This window comes from Bordetella sp. 2513F2, from assembly GCF_054642735.1.
The window spans coordinates 4,094,860-4,112,678 of record NZ_CM137755.1 but is presented as its reverse complement, the minus strand read 5'-3'; the positions used below and the strand labels follow the sequence as shown (position 1 = coordinate 4,112,678).

Annotated in this window: 18 protein-coding genes; 8 read left to right on the top strand and 10 right to left on the bottom strand. The window is 68.9% G+C overall.

The window, feature by feature from the left end:
• Positions 1 to 48: 48 nt before the first annotated feature.
• From ACYBYQ_RS19470 to ACYBYQ_RS19455, 4 genes are read right to left on the bottom strand one after another with little or no spacing between them, the layout of a single operon-like run.
• Positions 49 to 1,113 carry a branched-chain amino acid ABC transporter permease gene (locus ACYBYQ_RS19470; RefSeq protein WP_459616069.1) on the bottom strand — a complete coding sequence of 355 codons (1,065 nt, stop codon included), beginning with the start codon at positions 1,111 to 1,113 and terminating at the stop codon, positions 49 to 51.
• A 9-nt stretch (positions 1,114 to 1,122) separates the two neighbouring features.
• A complete protein-coding gene (locus ACYBYQ_RS19465) occupies positions 1,123 to 2,052 on the bottom strand; it encodes a branched-chain amino acid ABC transporter permease (protein ID WP_459616068.1) in 930 nt (309 codons plus the stop codon).
• Positions 2,053 to 2,066: 14 nt separating this feature from the next.
• Complete coding sequence (locus ACYBYQ_RS19460) at positions 2,067 to 2,876, bottom strand: ABC transporter ATP-binding protein (RefSeq protein ID WP_459616067.1); 810 nt, start codon at positions 2,874 to 2,876, stop codon at positions 2,067 to 2,069.
• Between the two features lies 1 nt (position 2,877).
• Entirely contained in the window at positions 2,878 to 4,854 is a 1,977-nt protein-coding gene (locus ACYBYQ_RS19455) for an AMP-dependent synthetase/ligase (protein ID WP_459616066.1), read from the bottom strand.
• Between the two features lie 196 nt (positions 4,855 to 5,050).
• Between ACYBYQ_RS19455 and ACYBYQ_RS19450 the strand changes: the two genes are divergently transcribed.
• Positions 5,051 to 5,749 (top strand): Crp/Fnr family transcriptional regulator, encoded by a 699-nt coding sequence (locus tag ACYBYQ_RS19450; protein WP_459616065.1) that lies wholly within the window; start codon positions 5,051 to 5,053, stop codon positions 5,747 to 5,749.
• On the opposite strand, the gene ACYBYQ_RS19445 is transcribed toward ACYBYQ_RS19450, so the two are convergent.
• Positions 5,713 to 6,612 carry a helix-turn-helix domain-containing protein gene (locus tag ACYBYQ_RS19445; RefSeq protein ID WP_459616064.1) on the bottom strand — a complete coding sequence of 300 codons (900 nt, stop codon included), beginning with the start codon at positions 6,610 to 6,612 and terminating at the stop codon, positions 5,713 to 5,715. The two genes, ACYBYQ_RS19450 and ACYBYQ_RS19445, sit on opposite strands and share 37 nt — an antisense overlap.
• Before the next feature lie 166 nt (positions 6,613 to 6,778).
• Here ACYBYQ_RS19445 and ACYBYQ_RS19440 point away from each other — a divergent pair, with 166 nt between their 5' ends.
• The 3 genes from ACYBYQ_RS19440 (at position 6,779) to ACYBYQ_RS19430 (ending at position 9,525) form a co-directional block, all read left to right on the top strand.
• On the top strand, positions 6,779 to 7,036 hold the full coding sequence (locus tag ACYBYQ_RS19440) for a hypothetical protein (RefSeq protein WP_459616063.1): 258 nt from the start codon (positions 6,779 to 6,781) through the stop codon (positions 7,034 to 7,036).
• Positions 7,037 to 7,121: 85 nt separating this feature from the next.
• Complete coding sequence (locus ACYBYQ_RS19435; protein WP_459616062.1) at positions 7,122 to 8,498, top strand: HdeD family acid-resistance protein; 1,377 nt, start codon at positions 7,122 to 7,124, stop codon at positions 8,496 to 8,498.
• A gap of 25 nt (positions 8,499 to 8,523) precedes the next feature.
• A complete protein-coding gene (locus tag ACYBYQ_RS19430; RefSeq protein ID WP_459618824.1) occupies positions 8,524 to 9,525 on the top strand; it encodes an Lnb N-terminal periplasmic domain-containing protein in 1,002 nt (333 codons plus the stop codon).
• Between the two features lie 7 nt (positions 9,526 to 9,532).
• Here the strand turns inward: ACYBYQ_RS19430 and ACYBYQ_RS19425 are convergent, their stop codons facing one another.
• Positions 9,533 to 10,159, bottom strand: coding sequence for a LysE/ArgO family amino acid transporter (locus ACYBYQ_RS19425; protein ID WP_459616061.1), 627 nt, complete (start codon positions 10,157 to 10,159; stop codon positions 9,533 to 9,535).
• Between the two features lie 131 nt (positions 10,160 to 10,290).
• On the opposite strand from ACYBYQ_RS19425, the gene ACYBYQ_RS19420 reads away from it, so the two are divergent.
• Positions 10,291 to 11,211, top strand: coding sequence for a LysR family transcriptional regulator ArgP (locus ACYBYQ_RS19420; protein ID WP_459616060.1), 921 nt, complete (start codon positions 10,291 to 10,293; stop codon positions 11,209 to 11,211).
• A 34-nt stretch (positions 11,212 to 11,245) separates the two neighbouring features.
• Positions 11,246 to 11,755 (top strand): copper chaperone PCu(A)C, encoded by a 510-nt coding sequence (locus tag ACYBYQ_RS19415; protein WP_459616059.1) that lies wholly within the window; start codon positions 11,246 to 11,248, stop codon positions 11,753 to 11,755.
• A 47-nt stretch (positions 11,756 to 11,802) separates the two neighbouring features.
• Here the strand turns inward: ACYBYQ_RS19415 and ACYBYQ_RS19410 are convergent, their stop codons facing one another.
• Positions 11,803 to 12,549: a YggS family pyridoxal phosphate-dependent enzyme gene (locus ACYBYQ_RS19410; protein ID WP_459616058.1), complete on the bottom strand. Its 747-nt coding sequence runs from the start codon at positions 12,547 to 12,549 to the stop codon at positions 11,803 to 11,805.
• A gap of 213 nt (positions 12,550 to 12,762) precedes the next feature.
• Here ACYBYQ_RS19410 and ACYBYQ_RS19405 point away from each other — a divergent pair, with 213 nt between their 5' ends.
• On the top strand, positions 12,763 to 14,004 hold the full coding sequence (locus ACYBYQ_RS19405; RefSeq protein ID WP_459616057.1) for an aminotransferase-like domain-containing protein: 1,242 nt from the start codon (positions 12,763 to 12,765) through the stop codon (positions 14,002 to 14,004).
• A gap of 24 nt (positions 14,005 to 14,028) precedes the next feature.
• Entirely contained in the window at positions 14,029 to 15,042 is a 1,014-nt protein-coding gene (locus tag ACYBYQ_RS19400) for an amino acid ABC transporter substrate-binding protein (protein WP_459616056.1), read from the top strand.
• 35 nt (positions 15,043 to 15,077) lie between these two features.
• On the opposite strand, the gene ACYBYQ_RS19395 is transcribed toward ACYBYQ_RS19400, so the two are convergent.
• The 3 genes from ACYBYQ_RS19395 to dprA all read right to left on the bottom strand — a co-directional run bounded on the left by ACYBYQ_RS19395 (position 15,078) and on the right by dprA (position 17,707).
• Positions 15,078 to 15,554, bottom strand: a complete 477-nt coding sequence (locus tag ACYBYQ_RS19395; protein ID WP_459616055.1) for a hypothetical protein — start codon at positions 15,552 to 15,554, stop codon at positions 15,078 to 15,080.
• Between the two features lie 34 nt (positions 15,555 to 15,588).
• Positions 15,589 to 16,497, bottom strand: a complete 909-nt coding sequence (locus ACYBYQ_RS19390; RefSeq protein WP_459616054.1) for a hydroxymethylglutaryl-CoA lyase — start codon at positions 16,495 to 16,497, stop codon at positions 15,589 to 15,591.
• A 100-nt stretch (positions 16,498 to 16,597) separates the two neighbouring features.
• Positions 16,598 to 17,707 carry a DNA-processing protein DprA gene (dprA, locus tag ACYBYQ_RS19385; protein WP_459616053.1) on the bottom strand — a complete coding sequence of 370 codons (1,110 nt, stop codon included), beginning with the start codon at positions 17,705 to 17,707 and terminating at the stop codon, positions 16,598 to 16,600.
• Between the last annotated feature and the right edge of the window lie 112 nt (positions 17,708 to 17,819).

Genomic DNA, 17,819 nt, shown 5'->3' with positions numbered 1-17,819 from the left:
GCCGGGTGGGCGGGCGCCGGGCCGCCACGGCGGCCGGCGCCGTGGGTTTCAGTGCGGGAACGGCCAGATCCGGAGTTTTTCCTTGCCTATGCTCCACAGCCGGGCCAGGCCGTGCGGCTCCGCGATGAGGAAGAACACGATCAGGGCGCCGAACACCATGTGCTCGATGTGGGCCGCGGTGTCGACCGAGAGCGACAGGCCCAGCATGTGCGGCACGTTGGTGAGCGCCACGGGCACCAGCACTATGAAGGCCGCGCCGAAGAAGCTGCCGGCGATCGAGCCGAGGCCGCCGATGATCACCATGAAGAGCAGCTGGAACGAGCGGCCCAGGTCGAAGGCCAGCGGTTCCCACGAGCCCAGGTGGATATAGCCCCACAGCGCCCCGGCCACGCCCACGATGAAGGAGCTCACGGCGAAGGCCGACAGCTTGGCGTACATGGGCCGGATGCCGATCACGGCAGCGGCCACGTCCATGTCGCGGATGGCCATCCACTGGCGGCCGATGGCGCCGCGCACGAGGTTCTTGGCCAGCAGCGCGAACACCGCCACGAAGGCCAGCACGAACAGGTACTTCTGCACCGAGCTCTGCACCGGCAGCCCGAAGGCGTAGAGCGGAGGCACCGACACGTTGCCCGACGACGAATAGTTGGTGAAGTAGGGAATGCGCAGGAAGGCCCAGTCGACGAAGAACTGCGCCGCCAGCGTGGCCACCGCCAGGTACAGGCCGCGGATGCGCAGGCTGGGGATGCCGAACACGATGCCCACCAGCGTGGCGAAGCCGCCGCCCAGCAGGATCTGCAGCACCAGCGGCATGCCGGGCAGGCGCACGCCCAGGTTCCAGGCCGCATAGGCGCCCACCGCCATGAAGGCGCCGGTTCCCAGGGAGATCTGGCCGCAGTAGCCCACCAGGATGTTCAGCCCCACTGCGGCCAGCGACAGGATGAGGAACGGGATCAGGATGGCGCGCAGCAGGTAGTCGCTGGCCATGAGCGGCACGAGCACGAAGGCCGCTGCCAGCAGGCCCAGCATGACGATGCGGTCCTGGCGGATCGGGAAGATCTGCTGGTCGGCGCGGTAGCTGGTCTTGAACTGGCCGTTTTCGCGATAGAACATGGGTGCTCCTCAGACGCGGTCTATGATCTTCTCGCCGAACAGCCCCTGCGGGCGGAACAGCAGGAACCCCAGCGCCAGCACATAGGCGAACCAGATCTCTATGCCGCCGCCCACCAGCGGCCCCAGGTAGACCTCCGACAGCTTCTCGCCCACGCCGATGATCAGGCCCCCCAGGATGGCGCCCGGAACCGACGTGAGTCCGCCGAGGATCACCACGGGCAGTGCGCGCAGCGCCGCGGTCGACAGCGTGAACTGCACGCCGTATTTCGAGCCCCACACGATGCCGGCCACCAGGGCCACCAGGCCGGCCACGCTCCAGACCACGATCCAGATGCGGTTCAGCGGAATGCCGATGGACTGGGCCGCCTGGTGGTCGTCGGCCACGGCCCGCAGCGCGCGGCCGGTGGCGGTGTACTGGAAGAACAGCGCCAGGGCCGCCACCAGCAGGGCCGCCACCACCGCGGCGGTAAGGTCTTCCAGGTTGAGCAGCACCCCGCCTTCGAACACGCCGTCGAGCACCAGCGCGGGATCCTTGGGCATGCCCACGTCGATGGAGTACACCGAGCTGCCGAAGGCGATCTGGCCCGCGCCGTCGAGGAAGTAGCTGATGCCCAGGGTGGCCATCAGCAGCGTGGTGGCTTCCTGGTTGACCAGGTGGCGCAGCACGTAGCGCTCGACCGCCACGGCCAGCAGGAACATCAGCAGCGCGCTGACGATGAAGGCCAGCACGTTGGCCAGCAGCATGTTGTCGAAGCCCAGCCAGCGCGGGATCCATTCGGAGAAGCGCGCCATGGACAGGGCCGCCACCAGCACCATGGCGCCCTGCGCGAAATTGAATACGCCGGAAGCCTTGAAGATCAGCACGAAGCCCAGCCCGATCAGGGCATACAGCATGCCGCTCATCAGGCCGCCGAACAGGGTTTCCAGGAAAAAGGCCATGCGTGTCCCCTTGTTCAGTGAGCCGCGGCGTCGGCGCCCGCGCCCAGGTAGGCGCGGATCACTTCCGGATTCGAACGCACCTCCTCGGGCGTGCCGTCGCCGATCTTCTTGCCGTAGTCCAGCACCACGACGCGATCGGAGATGTCCATGACCACGCCCATGTCGTGCTCGATGAGCACGATGGTGGTGCCGAACTCGTCGTTCACATCAAGGATGAAGCGGCTCATGTCCTGCTTTTCCTCGATGTTCATGCCGGCCATGGGTTCGTCCAGCAGCAGCAGGCGCGGCTCCATGGCCAGCGCCCGGCCCAGGTCCACGCGCTTCTGCAGGCCGTATGGCAGGCGCCCCACCGGCACCTTGCGGTAGGCCTGGATCTCCAGGAAGTCGATGATCTGCTCGACGAACTCGCGATGGGCGATCTCCTCGCGCTCGGCCGGGCCCCAGTGCAGCGCCTGGGCAAGCAGGCCGCATTTCATGCGGAGGTTGCGGCCGGTCATGATGTTGTCGAGCACGCTCATGCCCTTGAACAGGGCCAGGTTCTGGAACGTGCGCGCGATGCCCATCTCGGCGGCGCGCCGCGGGTTCATGCGGGAGAAGCGTTTTCCGCGCAGCAGGATTGCGCCGTTCTGCGGCGTGTAGACGCCGTTGATCACGTTCAGCATCGAACTCTTGCCTGCGCCGTTGGGCCCGATGATGGCGCGGATCTCGTGCTCGCGCACATTGAACGAGATGTCGGTCAAGGCCTTCACGCCGCCGAATGCCAGCGAGATGTTCTGCATGTCGAGCAGCACGTCGCCGATGCGTTGTTCCCGGGTACTGGTCATGTCATGCCGCCTTGGCGAGCGTGGCGCCGTGGGTGCGCGCCGTGCAGATGCGCAGGTCGGCCGCGATGCTGCCGGTGCGCCCGTCTTCGTACTTGACTTCGGTCTCTATGTATTGCGTGTCCTTGCCGGCATAGAGCGCGTCGACCAGCACGCCGTACTTCTGGGCGATGAACGCGCGCCGCACCTTGCGCGTGCGGGTGAGCTCGTCGTCGTCGGGATCGAGCTCCTTGTGCAGGATCAGGAAGCGCGCAACCTGCGAACTGGCCAGCCGCGGATCGGCGGCAAGGTCGGCGTTGGCCGATTCCACGCATTCGCGGATCAGGTCGTAGACCTCCGGCTTGCCGGCCAGGTCGGTATAGCCCGCATAGGGCAGGCCGCGCCGCTCGGCCCAGTTGCCCACGGCTTCGAGGTCGATGTTGACGAAGGCGCAGACTTCGGTGCGGCCGGCGCCGAAGGCCACGGCTTCCTTGATATAGGGAAAGAACTTGAGCTTGTTCTCGATGTATTTCGGCGCGAACAGGTCGCCGTTGGCCAGCTTGCCCACGTCCTTGGCGCGGTCGATGATCTTGAGCTGGCCGTCGGTGTCGAGGTAGCCCGCGTCGCCGGTGTGGAACCAGCCCTCGGCATCGCGCGCCTCGCGGGTGGCGTCGGGATTGCGGTAGTACTCCTTGAAGAGCCCGGGGCTCTTGACCAGTATCTCGCCGTTGTCGGCAACGCGTATCTCCACGCCGGAGACGGGCGGGCCGACGGTGTCGTCGCGCACCTGGCCATCGGGCTGCACGCACACGAACACCGAGGTTTCGGTGGACCCGTACAGCTGCTTGAGATTGATGCCGATGGAGCGGTAGAACACGAACAGGTCCGGGCCTATGGCTTCGCCGGCGGTGTAGGCCACGCGCACCCGGCTCATGCCCAGCGCGTTGCGCAGCGGACCGTAGACGGCCAGGTCGCCGAGCCGGTAGCGCAGGCGGTCCCAGGCGCTCACCGGCCTGCCGTCGAGGATGGCGGTGCCGACGCGGCGCGCCAGCGACATGGCGGCGGCATACAGCCGGCGCTTCAGGTAGCCCGCGTCTTCCATGCGTATGGTGACGTGGGTCAGCAGCCCCTCGAGCACGCGCGGCGGCGCGAAGTAATAGGTGGGGCCGATGTCGCGCATGTCGATCGAGACGGTGTCCGGCGATTCGGGGTGGTTCACGGTGAAGCCCGACACCAGCAGCTGCGTATAGGAAAACATGTTCTGGCCTATCCAGGCCGGCGGCAGGTAGGCCAGCACATCCTCGCGGTCGGTCAGGCCCTCCATTTCCGCCACTGCCCGCGCCCGGTCGATCAGCGCGTGGTGGGTGAGCACCACGCCCTTGGGCTTGCCGGTGGTGCCGGAGGTATAGAACATCGCCGCCGGATCATGCGGCTGCACGGCCGCCACCGAGTCGTCGAAGAACTGCGGCTGCTCGCGCTGGCGGGCCTCGCCCATGGCTTCCAGCCGTTCGTAGGCGCACAGCATGGGATCGTCGTAGTGGCGCAGCCCGCGCGGGTCGTCGTAGACCACGTGGCGCAGGGCCGGGCATTGCCCGCGCACCTCCAGCATCTTGTCGACCTGTTCCTGGTCTTCGGCCACGGCCACGCTGATCTCGGCATCCTGCAGCACATAGACCATTTCCTGGGCCACGGCATCCTGGTAGAGCGGCACCGGGATGGCGCCCAGGGTCTGGGTCGCCATCATGGCCATGTACAGGCGCGGCCGGTTCTCGCCTATCACCGCCACGTGCATGCCCGGGCGTATCCCCAGCGCGGCCAGCCCGTGCGCCGCCAGCCTCACGTGGCGTTCCACGTCGTGCCAGGTGTAGGTTTGCCAGATGCCGAGATCCTTCTCCCGGATGGCGGGTCGTGCGCCGCGCACGCGGGCATGTTCGAGCAGCAGCGCAGGAAAGGTCTGCGCGACTGCCGGCGCCGTCGAGGGCGCAGGCCGTTGGTGTGCCACGTTGTCTCCTGTCCGGTTCGGCACGGCGCCCGCGGAGCGGGCAGCCGGTGCTCGACCGGTTTGTGTTCTCGGGTTCAGGGCCTGCCGGTACGCATGGTTGCGGCGCACGGGCCCTGACGCAGGACATAAGGTATAAGCTTGGATTGCAACCGACTGTCGCCATCGCGACATTCAAGAATCATTTAGGGTATTCCCGATGCAGCTTGCCGACTCCCTGCACTTGGCCGCCGCGTGGTTCCGCGTTCTCGACGAGGCGCAGCGTGCGCGCGTGGAACGCGACGTGGCGGTGCAGCAGGTCCAGGCGGGTTCGATCATAGAGCGGAAAGGGGATCAGGCCCAGGCCTGGATCGGGGTGCTGGCGGGCCTGGTGCGGGTGTCGGTGGGCAACGCGGACGGCAAGGTCGCTTCGCTCACTGGCGTGCCGGCCGGCGGCTGGATCGGCGAGGGGTCCCTGCTCAAGCACGAGGCCCGCAAATACGACGTGGTGGCGCTGCGCGATTCGGTGATCGCGCGGCTGCCGGCGGCCACCTTCGAATGGCTGCTCGATACCAGCATTCCGTTCAACCGCTACCTGCTGCACCAGCTCAACGAGCGGGTCGCCCAGTTCATCGGCAAGGCCGAATACGACCGCCTGCTCGATCCCGATGCCAGGGTGGCGCGCTGCCTGGCCGAGCTCTTCAATCCGCTGCTGTATCCCGGCATGGGCATGCGGCTGGCCATCACCCAGGAGGAGGTCGGCTACCTGGCGCGCGTGTCGCGCCAGCGCGCCAACCAGGCCCTGCGCAAGCTCGAGGAGGCGGGGCTGCTCACGGTGGAATACGGCGCGGTGCGGGTGCGCGATCTGGAAGGCCTGAAAGCCTACGGCGCCGACAGCCAGGACGCGGCCGCCGCCTGAGGCGGGTGGCCGCGGCGGCTGCGCAATGCCGACGGGGTGACGCCCCAGGCCCGGCGCATGGCCGCAGTCAGGTGGCTGTGGCTCGAGAATCCACAGGCCCGCGCAATGCCGTCCAGGGGCTGGCGCGCGTCGAGCACCAGCTGCCGCGCCTTTGCCAGCCGCAGCGACAGCACATATTGATGCGGGGGCAGGCCGGCTGTCTGGCGGAATGCGCGCAGGAAATGGCTGGGCGAGAGGCCGGCCTGCGCGGCCAGCTGCGCCACCGTCAGCCTGTTCCCCAGATGCGCATCGATGTAGTCGCGCACCCTGCGCCAATTGCGTGCCGACAGGCCGCCCACGGCACGCGGGTGCGCCGGCCTGCCCAGCGAGGAATGACGACGCAGCAGGTGGGTACCGAACAGCGTCAGCAAGGCATCGATGCACAGCGGGTTGGCCGCGGCGGCCTGCTGCAGCTCGGCTTTCAGCAGGCCGGCCAGCACGCGGGCCTGCTCATCGACAGTGCCCAGCCGCGGCACATGGATTTCGAAATCGGTGCGCTGGAACTCGGTGCCGGCCAGCTCGGCCAGGCTGGCCGGGTCCAGCGCCACCAGGAGATTCTCCTTCGCCACTTTCCAGCGTGCCATGAAGTCCGAATCGGCCGGGATGATCTCCAGCGAGCCCGCCGGGGCGAATCCCACGGTCTGGCGGGCGCTGTTGAGCCTGAGCAGCCGGTCGGGCTGCGGCGTGAACAGCAGCAGCACGAGGTGTGCGGGCGGCCGCAAGACGATATGGTTGGGTCCGGTGCGCGTCAGGGAGACTGCGCCGGCATCCGTGTGCAATTTGGGGCCCCATGCGCTGGGTACGTCCTTGAGCAGATCCGTCATGGCAGGAATGAACGCTGGGCATGGCGAGCGATGGGCTCTCAGCCAGGCGAGCCTATCAAAAAAAGACGTCCCTGTCAGGTTCCTGCTGCAATATCGCGGAGCGGGGCGCAATGTGATAGGGTCGCTGGCATATCATCGGCGCTGGGCCATTTTCAGGGGACGCATAATGACATTGCGCTGGATCTTGCGCGGCGGCGCGCGCTTCTGCGGCACGGTGCTGCTGCCCGTCATGATGGCGGGCTGCCAGGCGCTGGACGACATGGAGCGCGAGAACTACCAGCATGAGTGCGACAACCTCGGTATCGCCCGCGGCACGCCCACCTACGACGAGTGCATGCTGCAGCAGCAGAGGCTCAACGAGGAAGAGATACAGCATTCCATGGACCGCGAAGAGGCCGAGCGGCTGAACAAGAAGAAGCACTGAAGGCGCGGGGCCTGCGGCCGGACTCCGCCGCTGCTTGCCGGCTGGCGCATCACGGCCGGCATCACAAGCAGAACGGGAGCGGAGCATGACACAACTGATATTGCTGCTGCTGGGAGTCGAGTACCTGCGCCGGCGCAGCCGCGCGCTGGTCATCGCCGGCATCGTGTTCCTGGCTGCCGGCATCACGGTCTTCGTCGACGCCCTGGACGGCGCGCGGTTCTTCCCCATGGAGCTGTTCGCCATCCTCTTCATCCTGGAGGGCCTGGCCACGCTGGTCATCGCCACCAGCGGGGTGGGCGGGCAGCGCGTGCTGCGCTACGCGAAGGGCGGTTTCGTGCTGCTGGCCGGCATGCTGATCCTGGCCGGCCATCATCACGGGCACTTCGTGCTGTCGATGATCTTCGGCCTGCTCTTCCTGCTCGACGGGCTCATCCAGTGCATCGCCAGCTACGTCGTGCGCTACAGGCGCTGGCGCTACGTGTTCGCCGCCGGCGTCGTCGAGATCCTGGTGGCCATTTTCTTCTTCCAGCCCTATCCCACGAACTATGTGGGAACGCTGCCGTACTGCCTGGGCCTCTTCCTGTTCATGGCCGGCCTCAAGCTGCTGTCGCTGGCCGGACGCGCGCGCCGCCTGTCCGCCAATCCGGCGTTCGCCGCCGCGGAACATCCCGGCTTCATGCCGACGGAGGCGCCGCAGCAGAACGGCCTGCGCGTATGGGACGGCCCGCCGGAGCCCTCCGAGAAGGCGCTCACGGTGCACATCTGGACGCCGACGGGTTCGGCCAAGGCCGAGACGCGCAATTATCCGGTGGTGGACCGCTACATCGCCGCGGTGGACGTAAACGGTGTGGTCTCCACGGGGCATGCCGCGCTGGAGTCGCCGGAGGGCGTGTACGTGAGCCTCTACCCCGGCGAGGAAATCGACCATTCCCCCACGGAGTTCGGTTCGATGCTGCGGGCCACGGCCGACAACGACATGCCCGGCGTGTTCCAGCCCGACTATGCCACCGAGTCCAAGGCCTGGTGCCCGTCCACCGTGCAGGTGCGCATCCGCAACTACGACGCGCGCAAGCTGCAGGCATTCTGGCAACAGTACCGGCAGGACACCACCTACAACCTCACGCATCGCAATTGCTCCAGCAGCGTGTCGGCCGCGCTGGATGCCGCCCTGGACGGCGTGGTGGGGCGCATGGCGGGCAACAGCAGCCGGGTGCTGCTGCGGCTGCTTTTCACGCCGGAACTGTGGGTGGCCGCGCAGATCCGCAAGCGCGCCACCACCATGGCCTGGACGCCGGGCCTCACGCTCGACTACGCACGCGCCATGAGCATGCTGGCCGATCCACGGCCCTTCGGCTGGTGGAAGATGTCGCAGGCGGCCGTGCGGCAGATCGCCGCGCTGCGCAAGGGCTGGCGCAGCCAGGATCGGGCTGCTGTCGCGGCCCGGCAGCAGGAAGGCAGTTGAAGCGGCGGGCGGGTGCCGCATGCTGATGCTCTGCGGCCTGATGGCGGCCACATTGGTGTTCGGCGCCTGGGGCGCTGCAGCGCTGTGGTTCCAGCTGGCGTCCCGGCCGGCGGCCAGGATCGCCCTGGTCTGCGGCTGGCTGGCGCTGGCCGCCGCCACGCTGGCAGCCCTGTCCGCGGAATACTGGCCCGTGCCCGCGGCCTTCGCGCTGGCCGCCGCGCTGCTGCTGGCGTGGTGGTCGCGCATCCGGCCGTCCAGCCAGCGCGACTGGATTCCCGAGGTCAGCCGCCAGACGCATGGCGAGATCCAGGGCCAGGTGGTCACGCTGCACAATGTGCGCAATTTCCACTGGCTGTCGCGCACCGAGTTCGTGCCGGCCTGGGAGACGCGGGTCTACGACCTGGCGCGCCTGGCCTCGCTGGACATGGTGCTCTCGCAATGGGGGCGCCCCGGCATCGCGCACGTCATGGTGTCGTTCGGCTTCGAGGACGGGCAGCAGGTGGTGTTCTCGGTGGAGATCCGCCGCAAGCGGGGCGACAAATTCTCCGAGATCGGCGCCTTCTTCAGGATGTACGAGCTGAGCGTGATCGCGGCCACCGAAACCGACAGCCTGCGCGTGCGCACCAACTTCCGTGGCGAAGAGGGCTATCTCTACCGTGTGCACGTGCCGCGCGAGACGGCGGCCTCGATCTTCCTGGCCTATGTGCGCTCGGCCAACCGGCTGGTCGAGCGGCCGCGTTTCTACAACACCGTCACGGCGAACTGCACCACCATCGTGTACCAGATGGTGGATCGCATCGTGCCGGGATTGCCGCTGGACTACCGCATCCTGCTTTCGGGCCACCTGCCCGGATATCTGTACGACCTGGGCGTGCTGAACGGCGCCGACGATGTCGAGGCCTATCGCCGCGGCGGCCGCTATACCGACCGCGCCCGTGCCTGCACCGACCTCGGCGAGTTCTCGCGCGCAATCCGGGTGGGCGTGCCCGGCATGGCGCCGGCGGACGGCGCCCGGACGGCAGCCTGACGGCCCATCACGGCGACAGGCCGCCGGCGGCGAGCTTGATCGCCAGCGAGGCCATCACCAGCGCGATCACGCCGTCGAGCACGCGCCATGCGCGCGGATCGGCAAACAGCGGCGCGAACAGGCGCGACCCCACTCCCAGCACCGCCAGCCAGACGACGCTCGCCGTGACGGCACCGATGGCGAAGGCGGCGCGCGCCTCGCCGAAGCCATGGGCAAGCGAGCCCAGCACCATGATGTCCAGCCAGAAGTGCGGATTCAGCAGCGTGAAGCCCACCGCGCCCAGCAGGGCGGCGCTGCGCGATGGCACGGCGGCGCGCGCTGCCGCCAGCCCGGTGCCCGGGCGCAGCGCGCGCCGCGCCGACTGCACGGCGTACCAGGCCAGGAACAGCACGCCGAACCACAGCACGGCCTGCGTGAGTCCCGGGAACCAGGCGGTGAGGGCCTGCAGGCTCCACACGCTGCCGAAGATCATGCAGGCGTCGATGGCCGCGCATACGGCCAGGATGCTGAGCAGGTGGGCGCGCATCAGGCCCTGGCGCAGTATGTAGGCGCTCTGTGCGCCCACCACGGCGAACAGCCCCAGGCCGGTGGCGGTGCCGCTGAACCAGGCGGCGAGGAAGGAAGAGGAGTACATGGCCAGCGTATAGGAAAAACCGCGAGGAGAAACCGCGCGGGCCGGGGAAAGGCCCGCCAGGACGCCATTCTGGCTTGCGCAGCGTGTGAAATACAGCTAATTTTCCTTAACGAAATTAAGTAGGACTAATCATGAAGCTCGACCATGCCCAGTTGCGGGCGCTTGCGGCCGTGGTGCGTGAAGGCAGTTTCGAGCGGGCCGCGGCCACGCTGCACGTCACGCCGTCGGCGGTGTCGCAGCGCATCAAGGCTCTCGAAGACCGGGTTGGCCGGCTGCTGGTGCAGCGCACCGTGCCGGCGCGCGCCACTGCCGACGGCCAGGTGCTGGTGAGCCTGGCCGAACAGACGGCGCTGCTGGAGCTCGACGCGCTCGGTCGGCTCGGCATGGACGACGACGACATGCCCCGTGCCGGCATCCCCGTGGCGGTGAACCACGACAGCCTGGAAACCTGGTTCGTCGACGCGGCGGTGCGCTTCGCGGCGCAGTCGCGCGCCACCCTGGACCTGCAGTCCGAAGACCAGGACCACACCGCAGCGCTGCTGCGCGACGGCACGGTGCTGGGCGCGGTGACCGCCCTGGCCGAACCCGTGCAGGGCTGCCGCATCCATCCGCTGGGCAGCATGCGGTACGTGGCCACGTGCACGCCCGAGTTCCATGCCCGCCATTTCGCCGACGGCGTGGGTCCGCGCAGCCTGGCCGAGGCCCCGGTGCTGGTGTTCAACCGCAAGGACGCCCTGCAGGCGCGCTTTGCGCGCCGCATCATGGGCCGCCTGGCCTGGCATCCGCCGGTATGGTGGGTGCCTTCCACCCGCGCCTTCGTGCAGGCCACGCTGGGCGGGCTGGGCTGGACCATGAATCCGCTGATGCTGGTGCGCGACCACATCGAGGCGGGCGAACTGGTGCCGCTGCGTCCGCGCGCCTGGGAGGACGTGCCCTTGTACTGGCAGCACTGGCGGGTACACTCGCAGGCCATGGATGCGCTCACCGAGGCCGTGCTGGCCGCCGCGCGCTGCCTGGTGCGTCCACGCCAGGGCGGCGCCGGCAGATCCTAGCTGCCCGCCCCGTTTTCATCACAAGGAGATTCTCATGCGCACACGCAAGCTGGCGTTCGCCCTTCTGGCCGGTCTGGCGGCTGCCTCGGTTCACGCTGCCGAGTTCAAGGTGGGGCAGATCGAGATCGACGACCTGTGGGTGCGGGCCACCGCGCCGGGCCAGCCCCATGGCGCCGGCTACATGGAAATCGACAACGATGCCGACACGCCCGACCGCCTGGTGGCGGTGCGGTCGGAGGCCGCCGAGCGCGTGGAGCTGCACGAGGTGGCGACCGAAGGCGGCGTGGCGCGCATGCGCGCCCTCGAGCAGGGCCTGCCGGTGCCGGCCGACGGCGAGGTGGACCTCGAGCCGGGCGGCTATCACATCATGTTCATGAAGCTCAAGGCGCCGTTCAAGGAAGGCGCCACGGTGCCCGCCACGCTGCAGTTCGAGCGCGCCGGCGAAGTGCAGGTGCAGTTCAAGGTGCGGCCGCTGTCGTACCGCGGCGACGACGGCCATGCCGGCCACGGCGGGCACGAATCCATGCCCGGCATGAAGCACTGAACCGGCAGCCGGCAGCCTGTGCCGGCTGCGGCACGGACCGCGGGCGCTCAGGCCGGCGCGCCGGCAGCGCCGTAGTCGCGCGCGCCGAACAGGGCGCTGCCGATGCGCACTTCGGTGGCGCCTTCCTCGATGGCGAGTTCATAGTCGCCGCTCATGCCCATCGACAGCCGGTCCAGCGTCACGCCGGCGATCGCCTCTTCGCGCATGCGGTCGCGCAGCTGGCGCAGCTGCGCGAAGCAGGCGCGCACCGCCGACTCGTCGTCGCTGTTGACGGCCATGGTCATCAGCCCCTGCACCCGCAGCGACGGGCATTCGCGTGCCACGGCACGCAGGAAGCCGTCCAGCTCCGCGGGCGGCAGCCCGGCCTTGCCGGGCTCGGGCGACGTCTTCACCTGCACCAGCACGTCCAGCGTGCGGTCCAGCGGCTCGAGCCGGCGCTGCAGGGCCTGCGCCAGTTCCAGCCGGTCGAGCGACTGCACCTCGGCGGCGTCGCGCGCGGCGTCCTTGGCCTTGTTGGTCTGCAGGTGGCCGATCATCACCCATTGCAGGCCCAGGTCGGCCAGCGGCTCGGCCTTGCGCCGGATTTCCTGCGTCTTGTTCTCGCCGAAGCGCCGCAGGCCCAGTGCGGCCGCTGCCCGGATGATGTCCGGCTCGAAGGTCTTGCTCACGGGCAGCAGGGCCACGTCGGCCGGGTCGCGGCCGGCACGGGCGCAGGCCTGGGCCATGCGGCGGCGGATGTCCGCCAGCCGGCCGGCCATGGACGAGGAAACTGGGGAGCCGTTCGGGTGGGTCATGCGGTACGGATCGGAGGTGCGTCGAAGCATCCATGCTAGCGCAACGGCCGGTGTCGTTGAACGCGCCCGCGTTGACCCTGGCGCGGCGCCCGGCTTAGAATCCGGGACGGATTTCCCCCATGTTTTGCAAGGCTCGTCCGGACGCGCGACCGTGCGTCCACGCCGGCCGCGCGTACGCCGCGCCGTTTCCTCCCTTCTCCTGCCCTCGCCCCCATGTCCGCCCCCGCGCCGAACTACGCTTTCGCGGTACCTTTCCAGCAGCCGCCCGCCTCGCCCATCCGGTCCCTGATGCCATACGCCATGCGGCCGGGCACCATCTCGCTGGCCGGCGGCTATCCGGCCCAGGAACTGTTCGACGTGGAGGGCCTGCAGGCCGCCGCCACGCAGGTGCTGGCCAGGCTGGGAGCCTGCCTGCAGTATTCCAACATCGACGGCCAGGCCAGCCTGCGCCACGAGCTGGGCCGGCTCAGCGCCGAGCGCGGCCTGGTCTGCGATCCGGACACCGAGCTGGCCGTCACGGGCGGGTCGCAGCAGGCGCTGGCGCTGCTGAGCCGCGTGATGCTGCAGCCGGGCGACCACGCCATCATCGAGAGTCCGGCCTTTCCCAATTCCGTGCAGGCGCTGCGCTATACCGGCGCCACCGTCCACACCGTGGCGTCCGGGCCGCAGGGCATAGACATCGAGGCCCTGGACGAGCTGGCTGCCCGCGTGCGGCCCAAGATGGTCTGCGTGGTGGCGTCCTTTTCCAATCCCTGCGGCGCCACGATCAGCCGCGAACGGCGCCTCAAGCTGCTCGAACTCGCGGTCCGGCACCGCTTCCTCATCGTCGAGGACGACCCCTACGGCGAGCTGCGCTTCGCCGGCGAGGCCGTTCCGCCCATTGCGGCCCTCGCCGAGGGCGAGGCGCGCAACTGGGCCGTCTACATCTCCAGCATGTCCAAGACCATGGCGCCGGCCCTGCGCATCGGCTGGCTCGTGGCCCCCGCCGAAGTGCGCCGCCGCTGCGTCGGCGCCAAGGCGGCCGACGACATGGCCTGTTCGGCCTGGATCCAGGAAGTGGTGGCGCAGTACCTGGCCAATGGCAGCTATCACGTGCACGTGCCGCGCATCCGGTCGGCCTACGGCAGCCGCTGCGACGCCATGGCCGAGGCGCTGGCGCGCGACCTGGCCGGCCGCATCACCTTCGCCAAGCCCGAGGGCGGCATGTTCTTCTGGGCGCGCCTCACGGGCGAGATCGACGCCACGCGCCTGTTGCCCTACGCCATCGAGCACGAGGTCGTGTACGTGCCGGGCAAGGCCTTCTATGCCGATCCGGCGCGCGCCGACCTGCACGCGATGCGCATGTCCTTTGCCACCATGAACGAAGCGCAGATCGCCCTGGGCATCCAGCGCCTGGGCAAGGCGCTGGATGCCTGCCAGGCCAACGCGCCGGTTTCCATTTCGCTGGCCGCCTGAGCGGCCGACCCCGGGAGGTACAAGATGAAACTGATCAAGCTGTTGGCAGGCGCCGCCATCCTGGCCGGCGCCGCGACCGCCCAGGCTGCCACCCTCGACGTCGTGCGCGAGCGCGGGGCGGTGGTGTGCGGCACGACCACGGGATTCGCCGGATTTTCCGCGCCCGACGCCCAGGGCCAGTGGCATGGGCTCGACATCGATCTCTGCCGCGCCGTGGCGGCGGCCGTGTTCGGCGATGCCACCAGGTTCAAGGCGGTGCCGCTGAATTCCCAGCAGCGCTTCACCGCGCTGCAGTCCGGCGAGGTCGACGTGCTCACGCGCAACACCACCGTGACCCAGCAGCGCGACACCGCGCTGGGCATCATCCACGCCGGCATCAACTTCTACGACGGCCAGGGTTTCCTGGTGCCGCGCGCGCTGGGCGTGAAGAGCGCGCGCCAGCTCGATGGCGCCACCATCTGCCTGCAGACCGGCACGTCCAACGAAAACACCCTGGCCGACTGGGCCCGGGCCAACGACGTGAAATACAAGCCGGTGGTCATCGAGACCTTCGACGAGGTGGTCAACGCCTTCGCCGCCGGCCGCTGCGACGTGTTCAGCACGGACGCGTCGGGCCTGGCATCCATCCGCGTCTCCAAGCTGGCCAAGCCCGACGACTACATCGTGCTGCCCGAGATCATCTCCAAGGAGCCGCTGGGGCCCTTCGTGCGCCAGGGCGACGACGCCTGGCTCAACATCGTGCGCTGGTCGCTGTCGGCCATGATCGAGGCCGAGGAATACGGCATCACCTCGGCCAATGTGGATGCGCAGCTCAAGAGCACCAACCCCAATGTGCGCCGCATCCTGGGCGTGACGCCCGGGGCGGGCAAGAACATGGGGCTGGACGACAAGTGGGCCTACAACATCATCAAGCAGGTAGGCAACTACGGCGAGAGCTTTTCCCGCAACGTGGGGCAGGACAGCCCCCTGAAGATTCCCCGCGGGCTCAACCGCCAGTGGAAGGACGGCGGCCTGATGTACGCGCTGCCGATACGTTAGGGCTTCGGCTGGAGCTTCGTTGCGGCGCCGGCAGCCTAGCGCTGGCGCCGGTACAGCAGCGAGATCTTCGCGAACGCCACCTGCAGCTCGCGCGTGCCGCCCTGGAACACCATGGGGCGGCCGCGCTTGGGAAACACCACCAGGCGCTTGGAAAACAGCAGCGGCACGAACTTGGCGAAATGGATGTCCTGCCAGGCCACTTCGCGCCGCGTGATCCAGGTCTGGCGCATGCCGCGATCGTCGATGGTGGTGATGGAGGTCTGCATGTGCCACGACACCAGCGCCAGGCCGAGAAAGCACAGCACCACGATGAGCGCCAGGGCGGGGCTGACCTGGTCTTCGGGCACCCGGATGGCCGCGCTGACGATCTGCACCCCGATGACGGCCAGGATCACCCAGGCCAGGATGCGCACCCAGTCGGGCCAGGCCTGGCCGGAGAGCGGCAGGGGCCCGATCTCCTTGAGCAGCGCGGATTGATCGCCGGGGGCGGGACTGTCGTAGGTATCGTTCATGCGTGAAGGCTGCGGGTGAGGCTGTAACGTGCTGTCAGGCGGCCCGTTTGGCGGCCACGGCATTGCCGGCGCGGCTGCCGCCCTTGCGGCCGAGATGGGCCGAGATCCATTGTCCGGTGTCGACCACGGCGTCGAAGTCCACGCCGGTGTCGATGTCCAGGCCGCGCAGCAGGTAGAGGACGTCCTCGGTGGCCACGTTGCCGGTGGCGCCCTTGGCATAGGGACAGCCGCCCAGCCCGGAGGCCGAGGCATGGAAGATGGCGATGCCGGTTTCGAGCGCCGCCAGGATGTTGGCCAGCGCCTGTCCGTAGGTGTCGTGGAAATGGCCCGACACGCGTGCCGGGTCCACCTGGGCGGTGACGGCGTCCATGACCGCGCGCACGCGGCCCGGCGTGCCCACGCCTATGGTGTCGGCCACGTCGATTTCGTCGCAGCCCAGCGCCAGGTAGCGGCGCGCCACGTCGACGACGGCCTCGACCGGCACCTCGCCCTGGTAGGGGCAGCCCAGCGCGCAGCTGATGCTGCCGCGCAGCCGCATGCCGGCGGCCTTGGCGGCCGCCGCCACGGGTTCGAAGCGGGCGATGGACTCGGCGATGGAGCAATTGATGTTCTTCTGCGAGAACGCCTCGCTGGCGGCGCCGAAGATCACGATCTCGTCGGCCCTGGCGGCCACGGCGCCCTCGAAACCCTTCATGTTGGGCGTGAGCACCGAGTAGATCGTGCCGGCGCGGCGCGTTATGCGCGCCATCACTTCCGCGCCGTCGGCCATCTGGGGCACCCACTTGGGCGACACGAAGGAGGCGGCCTCGACATTCGGGAAGCCTGCCGCGCTGAGGCGGTCCACCAGTTCCACCTTGATGTCGGTGGAAATGAATTCCTTCTCGTTCTGCAGACCGTCGCGAGGGGAGACCTCCACGATCTTCACATGAGTTGGCAGCGGCATGTCTCTTCCTGTTGGTGCTGTCGTGATGTATGGACTGCGGGCCGGGGCCCATCCCGCAATAGTCAATAGTAGTACCAACGCGTGTAAAACCTGAGCGCACTCAGGCGCGCCGCTGGAAACGCCCGCCGTCCAGCCGCACCAGGCGTCCGTCCAGCTCCAGTTCCAGCAGCTGGGCCTGCAGCGTGGCGATGGGCAGGCCGGTGCGCGCCTGCAGCGTATCCAGGTCGGCGGGGTCGTAGCCCATGGCGTCCAGCAGCGGGTGCGCGGGAAGCGGGGCCGCCGCCGCAGGCGCCGTCGCCGGCGTGCCGGCGGGCGTGCCCAGCTCGTCGGTGATGTCCTGGGCGGTCTCGACCAGCTTGGCGCCCTGGCGGATCAGCGCATGGCAACCGCGCGAGAGCGGGGAGTGGATGGAGCCCGGGATGGCGAACACCTCGCGGCCGCTTTCCCCCGCCAGCCTGGCGGTGATCAGCGAACCGCTCTGGCGGGCGGCTTCCACCACCAGCACGCCGCGGGCAAGACCCGCCACCAGGCGATTGCGCCGGGGAAAGTGGTGGCGGCTGGCGCCCGTGCCCAGCGGCAGCTCGGTAAGCAGGGCGCCCTGGGCGGCGATGCGATGGGCCAGTTCGCGGTGTGCAGCCGGATACACGCGGTCGGCCCCAGTGCCCATCACTGCCACCGTGCCGCCGCCCTGGGGGCCGGCCTCCATTGCACCCTCATGCGCGGCGGCGTCTATGCCCTGCGCCAGTCCGCTGATCACGCTCCAGCCGCTGGCCGCCAGGTGGCGGGCGAAGGCGCGCGCATTGTCGCAGCCGCCGGGCGTGGCGCTGCGCGCCCCCACGACCGCGAGGCCGGGGCGCTGCAGGCAGGCCGGTTCGCCCACCACATACAGCAGCACGGGCGGATCGGCGATCGTGAGGAGCTGCTGCGGGTAGGCCGGATCGGCCAGGGTGAGGATATGGCGGCCGGGGGCCTGCACCCATTCCAGCGCCTGGTCGATCTGCGCGGCGATCTCGGGCGCGGGCGGCGCGGCGAGCTGGCGCGCCAGCCCCTGGGGGATGTGGCGTTCCAGCTGGCTCGCGCGCTGCGCGTAGATCTCCTCGGGCAGGCCGAGCGCCGACAGCAGCAGGTATGCCGTGGCGGGGCCCACGCCCGGTTCGAGCGACAGGCGCAGCCAGGCGGACAGTTCGGCGGACGTGTGCGTGAGCGGCATGGAAGCGGGTATCGGGAAGGGCCGTAGTGTCGCATGCCGGCCCGCGCGGCAGGCCCGAGGCACGGACCGAAACGCCACGCGGCCTATACGCCGGTTAGCGGAAAACTATTAG